Source organism: Thiomicrorhabdus sp. 6S3-12 (genome assembly GCF_017571475.1).
GTDB lineage: Bacteria > Pseudomonadota > Gammaproteobacteria > Thiomicrospirales > Thiomicrospiraceae > Thiomicrorhabdus.
This window is the reverse complement of the sequence record NZ_JAGETW010000003.1, coordinates 245587-257534: the sequence shown is the minus strand read 5'-3', so window position 1 is coordinate 257534 and position 11948 is coordinate 245587. Positions and strand designations below refer to the sequence as shown.

Sequence of the window (11948 nt, the reverse complement as noted above, 5' to 3'; positions counted from 1 at the left end):
TTATTCTTTGAGTAGCAGCCTGCCGGAAATCTGTATTTGAATTTTACTTTCCCCGGCCGCGACATTGGGGGCGCTCATGTCGGATGCCATCGCGGTTTCGGCGCGTGCGTACAGCGCTCTTGCAACCGGAATATTCGGTGTGTTGATATGGGTTTCCAGTAGCTGATATTTGGCGTTGGCGAACTCGGATGCGATCAGTTGTGCTCGCTGACGATAGGTCTGAATGGCTTTTCGGGTCAGCTGTTCGAGAACCTCTTTACGGCGCGTGTCGGATACACTGAATTGCATGGATTTATATTCCAGATGCGGCTGAATTTCATCAAGAACGGCCATTTCCTGCGGACGGTTTTCGAAATGAATGCTTAACGACTGCTGACCGCGCCAGTGGCTGATTAACTGTTTCTGATAGACCGGGTAGATATTGTACTGCGATGTCTGGGCGACAATATCCGGATAGCGTTTCAATACGGCAAACGCGGATTTCATTCGCTTGTTGATCTGCTCCGTAACCGATTGCGGTGTCGCACCCTGAGCCACATGGCTGAAGGTGATCGACACTCGGTCATTCCCGACGTTTTCACTTTCGGTAATGGAAAAATGAATTTTGTGTCCGGAGGGTTGCTTGTCATCGGCCTGTACCGGCTGTATGCTCAGCGCACACAGCAACAGCGCAAAACTCGCTAGTGAGAAAAATAGACTGCGGTTGCTTTGTGTCTGTTTCGTCGGCATGAAACGCTCCTTATGGTCTTAACGGCGAAGTTTCGCACAGCCTTGCCTTAAACTTTTGCAAGGCAAAAAAACGTGCAAAATCCTTATTGAAACGCTTCGATTATAGCGTGGCGCCAAGAGGGAAATGTTATAATTTTGCGCTCTTTAACCGGCCCGGGGCAAAGCATATTTTTCGCCAAGGTGAATAAAATCCGGCTAAGCGTTTTGCGGTACACCGCAGAATTTTATCGGAAATCGAAAGCGTTCCGGCGTGGCCCCGGTCTGTACTTACAAAAACAAAAGGTTACATTATGTCCATTCCTGAACCGAATTCTATGAGTCCTGTCGAGCGCAGAGCGGCTTTTTCGATTGCTGGAATCTTTTCTACCCGTATGCTTGGCCTGTTTATGATTTTCCCGGTCTTTGCGCTTTTTGCAGAGCAGGAGTTTCAGAATATTACCGGTACCCAGATCGGTATCGCCATCGGGATCTACGGCCTGACTCAGGCGCTGTTGCAGATCCCTTTCGGGTCGCTTTCCGATAAGTTCGGGCGCAAGCCGTTGATTGTCGTCGGGATGCTGATTTTTATGCTTGGTTCGATTATCTGCGCGCTTGCCGACTCGATCGAAATGATGATTCTCGGCCGGGCTCTTCAGGGGATGGGGGCGGTGGCCGCGGTGCTGATGGCATCGGTGGCCGATCTGGTACGTGAGCAATATCGTTTGCGCGCTATGTCTATTGTCGGCATGACGATCGGTCTCTCCTTTACCCTGTCTCTGGTTGCCGGTCCGCTGCTAAGTGCCTGGATCGGCGTTCGCGGTATTTTCTGGGTGATTGCACTGCTTTCCCTTGTCGGGATTCTGCTGGTGATTTTTGCCTTGCCGAAGATCGAGAATCAGGCGTTCCAGCGCGAAGCGCAGACCGATATGAGTCAGTTTTCCGATATATTGCGCCACGGCCAGTTGTTGCGCCTTGATCTAGGGGTTTTTGTTCTGCATGCAATTCTGACGGCGATGTTTGTGGTAATGCCGCTGACCTTGCGCGACTCCGCCGGATTGCAGGCGGTTGATCATTGGCATATCTATCTGCCGGTCATGCTCCTCTCTTTTGCATTGATGGTGCCGTTTATTATTCAAGCGGAAAGCAAAGGGCGTATGAAACAGGTATTTGTCGGCGCGATTTCCGCCATTACCCTGATGCAGTTGAGTTTTATCGGCTTTGAACAGAGCTTCTGGATGTTGTTTGTGCTGTTGCTGATTTTCTTCACTGCTTTTAATCTTCTGGAAGCTTCATTGCCGTCGCTGGTGGTGAAATTGTCGCCGGCGGACAAGAAAGGAACTGCCAGCGGCGTCTACTCGACCAGCCAGTTTATCGGAGCGGCAATCGGTGGTGCATTAGGGGGCTATTTTTATCAGCATTATGGTTATAATGGGGTCTTTGTTTTGACCAGCGTATTGGGTATGATTTGGCTTTTGGCGGCGATGACTATGGAGAAGCCGATGCCTTTAAGTATCGCTTCGGTTCCGTTGGGTCGCGTTGATGAGAGCGACGTTGCCGGGCTGGAGAAAGCGCTGGCTGCTTACGACGGCATTTACGAAGTCGTCATCCGTCCCGACGAGCAGCGTGCTTATTTTAAAATCGACCGTAAGCAATTAAACGAAGTCACCCTGATCGAATATATTGAACAGAGTTCCAAATCCTTGAGAAACAGAGAGAGTAAAGAGTTATGCGAGGCGTAAACAAAGTCATCCTAGTTGGCACCCTTGGCCAAGATCCTGATGTTAAATATGCCGCCAATGGTAACGCCATTGCAAACTTAAGTGTTGCCACCAGTGAAGAGTGGAATGATAAACAGACCGGCCAGAAACAGCAGAAAACGGAATGGCACCGCGTAGCGATTTTCGGAAAGCTGGCCGAGATTGCCGGACAGTATTTGAAAAAAGGCTCTCAAGTCTATCTTGAGGGTAAACTGCAGACGCGCAAGTGGCAGGATCAGAACGGTCAGGACCGTTACAGCACCGAAGTGGTTATCAGCGGGTTTGACGGTCAGATGCAGATGCTGGGCGGACGTCAGTCCGATTCGAGCTTCGATAACGGCGGTTATGGGCAGCAGAATCAAGGTGGCGGCTTTGGCGGCGGTATGAACGCCAATCAAGGCATGGGCGGGCAACAGGCTCCGCAACAGTCGGCTCCTATGGGACAACAGCCTCAGCTAAACCCGATGGGCGGAATGAATCCGGGAATGGGACAGAACTCCGGTCAACAAACACCGCCTCCAATGGGCGGAAATCGTCCGATGCAGCCGCAGCAGGCTCCTGCTTATGCTCCAAACGATTTTGACGATGACGACGTTCCGTTTTAATCGTCGACTGTTGCTTTCGACGGGAAACTAAAAAAGCCCCTTTTTAGGGGCTTTTTTGTTTGCAGACTGTTTTTAGCGTCGAAAAACATACCTTTTTACAAGGTCATAAGAAAATCATTATGTGTTGATAAAAATTTTATTTATGACTCTCGATAAAATTGTGTTATCTTTTACATGTGCGATCCAAAGCATGTTTTTTGTATAAACCTTTATTGTGTAGGGGAGTTGATCTGCGGGTCCACTCCCTTTTTTTTATCCGCAATTCAAGTTATCGGATCTTTCGCCGTTATCTTTCCTACAAGGGAGGCATAAAATGGCAGAAGCAGTAGTCAAATTATCACCTGGTACGGAATTTCTGTTCCGCCAAATGGAAAAGAAAGAGCGCCAGAACGAAGAAGCGCGGCGGCTGCATCATGAATCGACCCAGGATGTCGAGTTGGATTTGGTCGAAGGTTTCTTTCGTCAGATCAAAACGCAAAATATCTTTATTCAAACCGTCGGTATTAATGGTAAAGCGGAATCCACGATTCTTTCCAAAGCGATCTTCAGCATGAATAAGGTGGTTAAAGTCTATTACAGCACCAGCTTTGATGAAGATAATACCGGGTTTATTCGAGTGCGTTCGGACAATCAGCTGCAACAGATTGTGATTGAACGGATGCATGGTTACCGGCCTCAGCCGGAAGTTTTGTATCAAAGTGCCGACCAGTGCCATATTATCCGCTGGATGATTAAATGGTTGATGCCGAGAATCGATTGGCGTAAAACCAAGTTGGGGAATTTGGATTTGTATCGGCTTTTTTCCGAGAAGCGCGAAAAAGATGCGCTGCAGAAAAAACTGGAAGAGGCGGAGGTCGAAGGCTAAGAGCCGTCGCTAAATCTCTGAAGTGGATTAAGGAAGGCATAGCTTTGAGCTATGCCTTTTTTGTTTTTAATGACTGCGGTTTACCGCCAGATCGGCTAGCGATAACAGCGCTTGTTTGAGTTCGCTATCGTCCAGTGATGCCAGTGCCTCTTGAGCGGTCTGGGCTTCTTGGCGCGCAATTTCGTAAGTGTATTCGATTGCGCCGGAGTTCTGGATAATGTCGCTCACCTGGTGCAGCAGGGTGATGCCGTCCGACTCGATTGCGCGACGCACAAGTTCGCGTTCTTCTTCCGTGCCCTTTTGCATAATATAGATCAGCGGCAAAGTCGGCTTGCCTTCGGCCAGATCGTCACCGATGTTTTTGCCCAGTTCTTCGGCATCAGCCGTGTAGTCCAAGGCGTCGTCAACCAGCTGGAAAGCAGCGCCCAAATGACGGCCATAGGCGATGAATGCTTCCTCCAGTTCCGGTTTTTCGGCCAGGATCGGTCCCATCTGGGTGGCCGCTTCGAAGAGCTTGGCGGTTTTGCGGTGAATGACTTCCATATAGCGTTCTTCGGTTGTGCTGGCATCATGCACATTCAGCAGTTGCAGCACTTCGCCTTCCGCGATGACGTTCGTGGCCGCCGACATGACCTGCATAATGCGCATAATTCCCGGCTCGACCATCATTTCAAATGAACGCGAATAGAGGAAATCGCCGACCAGAACGCTGGCGGCGTTGCCCCAGACTTCATTGGCGGTTTTATTGCCGCGTCGGGTATCGGACTCATCCACAACATCGTCGTGAAGCAGTGTCGAGGTATGGATGAATTCGATTACGGCTGCCATCAGGTGGTGATCGGTTCCTTGATAACCACAGGCTCGGGCGGACAGAAGGGTCAATAACGGGCGCAGGCGCTTGCCGCCGCTATTGATAATGTAGTGACCGATCTGGTTGATGAGGACTACGTCCGAGGAAAGGCGATCCAGAATTAATTGATCAACCGCTTTAATATCATCGGCAATGAGTTTACGAATTTGTTGCAGAGTCATCGGGCCTACTCTCGGTCACCTTTCACTAAAAGCCGCTATTTTAGTATGAAAGTCCAGCTTTAGCCAGTTTTAGGGCGTGTCATTGACATCGTTTGCAATGCGGCTTTGATCGATTTGCTATTAAGTCGTAAATTAATACAATAGCTTGGAAAATTTACACGAAATTTCAGATACTTAATGAGTGATTGAGGTTTTTGGGCTGCCTCCTTGACGCCGCTCCGTTCGTTAAAACGTAGTTTTTACCTAATTATCTGAAAAACCTTGAATTTATCTTTGACCTGTAAATCAAAAACTTATATAATCCTGCCTTCGCTGAATAGCGGCTTATTAAAAAGAATTTTAGATATCCGGGAGAGATATAATGTACGCAGTTATTAAAACCGGTGGTAAGCAGTATCGAGTTCGTGAAGGTCAAATCCTACGCATTGAATCTTTGAATGCAGAAGCAGGTGATGCGATTGAGTTTGACGAAGTATTGATGGTTGGTGAAGGTGCAGACGTTAAAGTTGGTGCGCCTCTAGTTGAAGGTGCTAAAGTTGCAGCGACTGTTGAATCAAACGGTCGTGGTAAAAAAGTAACCATCATCAAATTCCGTCGTCGTAAGAACCGCTCGAAAACTAAGCAAGGCCACCGTCAGAACTACACTGAAGTTAAAATCGGTAAAATCTCAGCTTAATGGCTTAGCCCTTAAGCTTGCTTAAAGTAGACTAGTTTTAAATTTAAAACGGCAGCTGAATCTGAAGAGGGTTCAGCTCTGTTAACAAAAGGATAGCACCATGGCTCATAAAAAGGCAGCAGGTAGTACTAAAAACGGTCGCGATTCCAACGCCAAACGATTGGGTGTGAAAGCATACGGCGGTGAAGCTGTATCAGCTGGTAGCATCATCGTTCGTCAGCGTGGTACTAAATTCCACGCGGGTGACAATGTTGGTCGCGGTAAGGATGACACTTTATTTGCAAAAGCGGACGGTAAAGTTGCTTTCGTAAACAAAGGTAAGCCAGTACGTACTTACGTAACAGTCGTTGCTGAATAAGTTTTATTTAGCTTTCAACTGCTTGAACGCCCCGCATTGTCGGGGCGTTTTTGTTTTTTAGCAGGAAGTTAGGATTTTGCCTACGCTTAATATGCGGGGGCTCTGCTAAAATAAACCCCATTTGAAATAATCCACACACCAAGAGGATAAACATGCAGTTTGTTGATGAAGCAACCATCTTTGTACAGGCCGGTCGCGGAGGGAACGGTATTGTCAGTTTCCGCCGTGAGAAATACATTCCTTTTGGTGGCCCGAACGGCGGCGACGGCGGCGACGGCGGTGATGTCATTCTAAAAGCCGACCGAAACCTGAATACGCTGGTGGATTTCCGTTATACCAAAAGCTTTAAAGCGCAAAACGGCCAATCCGGTATGGGGCAGCAGAAAACCGGTTCTGCCGGAGACGATCTGGTGATTCCGGTACCGGTCGGTACGGTGGTTTATGATGTCGATGCCGATCAGGTTATCGGCGATCTGACCGAGCACGAGCAGACTCTGATGGTCGCTCAAGGCGGTCGTCACGGTCTTGGTAACGTGCATTTCAAAAGTTCGAAAAACCGTACGCCGCGCCAGTGTACGCCGGGTGAAGACGGCGAAGACCGCAATTTGCGTCTGGAACTGAAAGTTCTGGCGGATGTTGGTCTGCTCGGTTTGCCGAATGCGGGGAAATCGAGCCTGATTTCCTCCGTGTCAGCAGCGCGACCTAAGGTCGCCAACTATCCGTTTACTACGCTTTATCCGAATTTGGGTGTTGTTTCGATTTCACCGGAAACCAGCTTCGTTATCGCCGATATTCCTGGATTGATCGAAGGCGCGGCGGAAGGTGCCGGTCTGGGAATTCAGTTCCTGAAGCATCTTTCGCGTACCGGTCTGCTGCTGCACGTGGTCGATATTGCGCCGATGGATGATTCCGATCCGGTGGAAAGCATTCGCGTGATTCAGCAGGAGCTGGAGAAATATTCCGACGAGTTGCTGGATAAAGAGCGCTGGCTGGTTCTGAATAAAATTGATCTGCTTCTGGATGAGGAGGTGGATGAGATCGCCGAACGCATCCTTGAAGAAACGCAGTGGCAAGGCCCTGTTTACCGTATTTCGGCGGTAGAGCGTAAAGGGACTCAGGAACTGATGAACGCGATTGCGCAACAGTTGCAGGAAAACCGTCTGCAGGCTCAGGAAGAGGAAGCGGCGGAACAGGCTCGGGCGCAGAGAGCGCCGGTGGAAGAAGATTTCGATTTCTAATCATTAATCATGTTTCAGGGATAAAAACAGTCGATGCGTCGCGAAGATTTGCAGAATACCCAGCGCTGGGTCGTTAAGATCGGCAGTGCGCTTTTAACCAATGACGGCAAGGGGCTTAATAAGGAGGCTCTGGCGCATTGGATTGAACAGATAGTCGCCTTGAAGCGAAACGGCAAGGAAGTGGTGATTGTCTCTTCCGGCTCGGTTGCCGAAGGGATGCAGCGTTTAGGCTGGACAACCCGGCCTGAAGCTTTGCATGATCTTCAGGCGGCGGCGGCCGTCGGTCAGATGGGATTGATTCAGGCGTATGAATCCAAATTTGCGCGCTACGGAATTCAAACGGCGCAGATTCTGATGACGCACGACGATCTCTCGAATCGTAAGCGTTATCTGAATGTGCGCAGTACCATCCGCGCTTTATTGGAATATGGCGTGGTGCCGATTATCAATGAAAACGATACGGTCGTGACGGACGAGATCCGTTTCGGCGATAACGATACGCTCGGCGCCTTGACGGCGAATCTGATCTCCGCCGATGTTCTGGTGATTCTGACTGATCAGAAAGGGCTTTATAACGATAATCCTCGTACCAATCCGGATGCCGAACTGATTTCAGAGGCGAAAGTCAGTCGTAAAGATATTGAAGCGATGGCTTCTCCTGAAGGGGGCGCACTCGGTAAGGGCGGTATGTATACCAAGGTAATGGCCGCCAAGCGCGCGGCGCGCTCGGGGACCTTGACCTTGATTGCTTCCGGTCGGGAGGAAAATATCTTGGTTAAGTTGGCTTCCGGTGCGGAGTGCGGCACTTTGCTGATTCCGGATGTCGAGCCGATGACGGCGCGCCAGCAATGGCTGGCCGGGCATTTGCAGGCAAAAGGGCGTCTGATTCTGGATGCTGGAGCGGTGAAGGTTCTGAAAAACTCCGGTAAAAGTCTGTTGCCGATCGGTGTTAAGGCGCAGAGCGGCAGTTTCCAGCGCGGTGAAATGGTGATCTGTGTTGATGAATTCGGTAAAGAGATTGCCCGCGGTCTAGTGAACTATCCGGCCAACGAGTCGATTAAAATTCTCGGCCAGCCGAGTCATCAGATCGCCTCGATTCTAGGGTATATGGAAGACGAGTCGCTGGTACACCGGGATAACCTGGTGTTGAGTGAATAAGTTTTGAAAATAAAAATGCCGCTTTTAAGCGGCATTTTTATGGGCGCTTGAAACAAGGGTTGGGATTTGTCCGGCTGTGACAATTTAGTCTTGCGGACTCCAGATTGCAACCTGATTGCGTCCCGCTTTTTTAGCTTGATACAGGGCTTTATCGGCGCGTTTATAGATGGTGTGTTCCGATAGGCCATCGAGATCATGGGGCAATGGGTAAGCGCCGATCGAAGCGGTTACGATCTGCCGCTCACTTTCAGTGGACTGGTTCTCGATATTCAAGCCCTCAATGCTCAGACGCAGTGCTTCCAGAGAGTCGCGAAGTTCTTGCGCGGATAAACCGGTGATGATCAGCGCAAACTCTTCGCCGCCGATGCGGAACGCGAAGGCGCTTTCCAATTGATGACAATATTCTTTAATGCGCTCTGCCAGCTGCTGCAGGACTTTATCGCCGTAATAGTGGCCGTAGCGGTCATTAAGGTTTTTGAATTTATCGATGTCCATCATGACAAGAGACACGCTTCGGGCAATATCCGCTTGTGAATGACGTTTTTCATACAGCACTTTATTAAAGTGGCGGCGGTTATACAGGCCGGTTAACTCGTCTCTGATGGTCATCTCTTCCAATCGTTTTTGCGCCGTGATGTCGCGTCGCGTTGTGCGAACCTGACGTAGCCTTCCAAGCGTACTCATTTCCGGAACGGCGGTAGCGTGAACCCAGAGATCTTCACCGTTCTTTTTCTGTGCAATCAATTCGCCGCTCCAGGTTCTCCCTGTCTTGAGGTATTCCCAGATTTTGTCCGGATCAATCCCCAGTTCATGCGAGTTTTGGTGCATCAGAATTTTATGCGGTTTATTGATGAGCTCTTTTCGCGAATAGCCGGTCAGCGTGCATAAGCTGTCGCTGACCCAGATCATTCTCTGGTTGGCATCGGTAATGGAAGCATAATTGAGTTCGTTGATGGTGCCCAGATAAGATTGAAGCTTATTCTGATAACGCTTCTGTACCCCGAGCAGTATCAGGGTAAACAGGAATATTCCGCCGATGACCGAGAACGGAAGAACCAGTTTGCTGTAGTCATATTCCTGAACGATTCTCAGCTGTAACCAATCGTTGTAGATACGGCTTTTTTCCGATTCCGGAATGGCGTCCAGCGCTTTTTGCAGAATATCTCGCAGAATGGCGTTTTCCAGGTTAGCCCCCATGGCCAGTTCGAAACGCGGGCCAATCTGTCCGGCGATCTTAAGGTTCAGGTCGCCGAGTTGTTTGAGTTTGTGGCTGATTGCGGCCAGGTTGCCGAAATAGGCCAAGGCTTGACCTTCCTGCACGGCTCGGATTCCGGCTTCAATATCCTGGACTTCAAGTATCTTGATTTGTGGGTTGTGTTGCTGCAGATAATCGAAACTGGCGTATCCCTTAACGACGGCGATAGTCTGGCCGTTTAGCTGGTCAATCCCTTGAATGTAGTCGAGTGATTCTTTACCCAGAGCGACCATCGGAAACGAGAGGTAAGGGCTGGTGAATTTAGCGTAGCGTTTGCGCGCGTCGGTGGCGACAGCGCAGGAGAACATGTCCAGTTCGCCGTTCTGCATTTTTTCGATGACTTGGTTCCAGCTCAGGTTTTGCACCGGCTCAAAACGGATATTGAGCAGTTTTTCGAGTTGTCGCAGATAGTCTGCGGCCAGCCCCTGATAATTTCCCTGCGAATCGATAAATTCAAAGGGCGCCCAGTCGATATCGTTGGCAATCCGGATCACCGGATTCTCTTTGAGGTAGGTGCGTTCCTCTTCAGTCAGGTGGATGTGATACGGCTTGAAAATCAATTTGTCCGGGTCGAACTGTTTAAGCTGCGTTTCATTCACCATACCTAAAGAGTGCATGTCATACACTAATGCTTTTAGTCGCTCGGAGGAAAGGTGGCCGATAGGAGCCTTGCCGTTGAGAACGAATTCTCCGGTGCGGTTGGCTTCATATAACAAAGCCTTGCGGCTTTTTTTAACCGGGTAGCTCTGTAGAACGTAGTCGACAATCTCCATCGGGTTTTCGAGGGCGTAGTGCCAGCCGCGAATGGTCGCGCGTTTAAAGGCTTCGAGCTGGTCGGGATGCTTACTTGCGAAATCTTGCGAGGTAAAGGTGAAATCGCCATAAGAGTTAATGCCGAAGGATTTTGGGTCGATCAGCGAGTAAGTGAGGTTTTTTTCGTTTAACTGAGCCGGTTCATTGGTGCTGAAAGCGGAATAAAAGTCGACTTTCTTATCGATAAAATCTTGAACATTAGCGCTATGCGGCAGTTGCTGAATATCGTCTGCAGTCAAGCCGGCTTTATTGAGTAAGGCGTAAATCTCATAATTGTGTGCAAACATTAATTTTTTCCCTGCAAGATCGTGCAGGGAGTCGATCGGTTTATGCGCCAGAAACACAATCGGGGAGTACTGCAAAGAAGGGAAAAGGATTTTGATCGGCTTGCCGTTGATGTAATCCTTGAGAATCAGACTTCCGTCAACGCCGATTTGGTAATCGCCGTTAACCACCTGATCGATGATGCTGTGTCCGTTCCACGCATCCAGTTGAACGTCGAGACCGACATCCTTATAAAAACCTTTTTTCTGGGCGGCGTAGAACCCGGCATATTCGAATTGGTGATGCCAGTTGAAAAGCACTTTGATCGGAACCGGAGAATCCGCAGCGGCAATCGCTCTGAACGGAAATGTAAGACTGAGTAACCAAAAGAGAGTGACAACAAAAAACGCTAGACGGTTGCCGGTTGGTATCATCGCTTAAGGTTCCTTAAAAACTGCTTCTATCTCTTCAAGTATAAAGGGTGTAGAAACGATGTTTTAGTTTGTTTTACCCTGGAAAGAGTCTTTTCTGAGTGCTTACCATAGCAAAGTCTTGCGGTGCTTTTTTGTATTTATTATTTACTTGAACTCGTGGTCAGGAATGAGATGGCGATCCAGATCGATAAAAAACGCTATTGGAAACTCCCAGAAAAATCAATCGGATACTGTATCGATCCGACTTTTTTTGAATCGCTGGGTTGAAAATATTTCAAATGCCCCCATATCTGTTGACAGCTTTATGCTGATGAATAAAATGATTAGCACTCTAAAGTTTGGAGTGCTAATTTTTGCTTTATGCTTACGCGATTTGCCGCGGGCTTAAAGCACAAGGATTGCTGTTTTAGTGGAATAGTTTAAACGGCGTCCGGAAAACCTCTTTTTTATATGTATTTTGATATCTAACTTTTTAGGGAGAAACCTATGAACATTAAACCTTTACAAGACCGCGTTGTGATTCGCCGTGTTGAAGAGAAAAAGCAAACTGAAAGCGGGATCCTTCTTCCGGGATCTGCTCAGGAAAAAGAGAACATGGGTGAAGTGGTCGCTGTAGGTCCTGGTAAGGCTTCTGATTCTGGCGCGATTATCGCCATGACAGTTAAGGTCGGCGATAAAGTTATGTTCGGTCAGTACTCTGGTCAGGAAGTTAAGGATGATAACGGCGAAGCGTTAATGATTATGCGCGAAGACGATATTATCGCGATCGTAGAGTAATAAGGTTG

11 protein-coding genes are annotated in these 11948 nt (G+C 48.8%); 8 read left to right on the top strand and 3 right to left on the bottom strand.

The features are described 5' to 3' along the window. On the bottom strand, positions 1-729 hold the full coding sequence (locus tag J3999_RS05435) for an SIMPL domain-containing protein (RefSeq protein WP_208126923.1): 729 nt from the start codon (positions 727-729) through the stop codon (positions 1-3). A gap of 290 nt (positions 730-1019) precedes the next feature. Between J3999_RS05435 and J3999_RS05430 the strand changes: the two genes are divergently transcribed. The 3 genes from J3999_RS05430 to J3999_RS05420 all read left to right on the top strand — a co-directional run bounded on the left by J3999_RS05430 (position 1020) and on the right by J3999_RS05420 (position 3935). Then, positions 1020-2447 (top strand): MFS transporter, encoded by a 1428-nt coding sequence (locus J3999_RS05430; RefSeq protein WP_208126922.1) that lies wholly within the window; start codon positions 1020-1022, stop codon positions 2445-2447. After that, the gene (ssb, locus tag J3999_RS05425; protein WP_208126921.1) at positions 2435-3070 is read left to right on the top strand and encodes a single-stranded DNA-binding protein; all 636 of its coding nucleotides are present in this window, start codon (positions 2435-2437) and stop codon (positions 3068-3070) included. The genes J3999_RS05430 and ssb overlap by 13 nt, the downstream gene beginning before the upstream one ends. Positions 3071-3383: 313 nt before the next feature. After that, complete coding sequence (locus tag J3999_RS05420; protein ID WP_208126920.1) at positions 3384-3935, top strand: hypothetical protein; 552 nt, start codon at positions 3384-3386, stop codon at positions 3933-3935. 66 nt (positions 3936-4001) lie between these two features. Here the strand turns inward: J3999_RS05420 and ispB are convergent, their stop codons facing one another. Further along, positions 4002-4967: an octaprenyl diphosphate synthase gene (gene ispB, locus J3999_RS05415; protein ID WP_173284060.1), complete on the bottom strand. Its 966-nt coding sequence runs from the start codon at positions 4965-4967 to the stop codon at positions 4002-4004. A gap of 361 nt (positions 4968-5328) precedes the next feature. Here ispB and rplU point away from each other — a divergent pair, with 361 nt between their 5' ends. The 4 genes from rplU (at position 5329) to proB (ending at position 8397) form a co-directional block, all read left to right on the top strand. Next, positions 5329-5643, top strand: a complete 315-nt coding sequence (gene rplU / locus J3999_RS05410) for a 50S ribosomal protein L21 (protein ID WP_173284061.1) — start codon at positions 5329-5331, stop codon at positions 5641-5643. Between the two features lie 100 nt (positions 5644-5743). Next, on the top strand, positions 5744-6001 hold the full coding sequence (gene rpmA, locus J3999_RS05405; RefSeq protein WP_173284062.1) for a 50S ribosomal protein L27: 258 nt from the start codon (positions 5744-5746) through the stop codon (positions 5999-6001). A gap of 152 nt (positions 6002-6153) precedes the next feature. Next, entirely contained in the window at positions 6154-7239 is a 1086-nt protein-coding gene (gene cgtA / locus J3999_RS05400; RefSeq protein WP_208126919.1) for an Obg family GTPase CgtA, read from the top strand. A 33-nt stretch (positions 7240-7272) separates the two neighbouring features. Next, positions 7273-8397, top strand: a complete 1125-nt coding sequence (gene proB / locus J3999_RS05395; protein ID WP_208126918.1) for a glutamate 5-kinase — start codon at positions 7273-7275, stop codon at positions 8395-8397. Between the two features lie 84 nt (positions 8398-8481). Here proB and J3999_RS05390 read toward each other — a convergent pair whose 3' ends face one another. Further along, a complete protein-coding gene (locus tag J3999_RS05390) occupies positions 8482-11163 on the bottom strand; it encodes a diguanylate cyclase (RefSeq protein WP_208126917.1) in 2682 nt (893 codons plus the stop codon). 486 nt (positions 11164-11649) lie between these two features. Here J3999_RS05390 and groES point away from each other — a divergent pair, with 486 nt between their 5' ends. Next, a complete protein-coding gene (gene groES / locus J3999_RS05385) occupies positions 11650-11940 on the top strand; it encodes a co-chaperone GroES (RefSeq protein ID WP_173284066.1) in 291 nt (96 codons plus the stop codon). Positions 11941-11948: the final 8 nt, after the last annotated feature.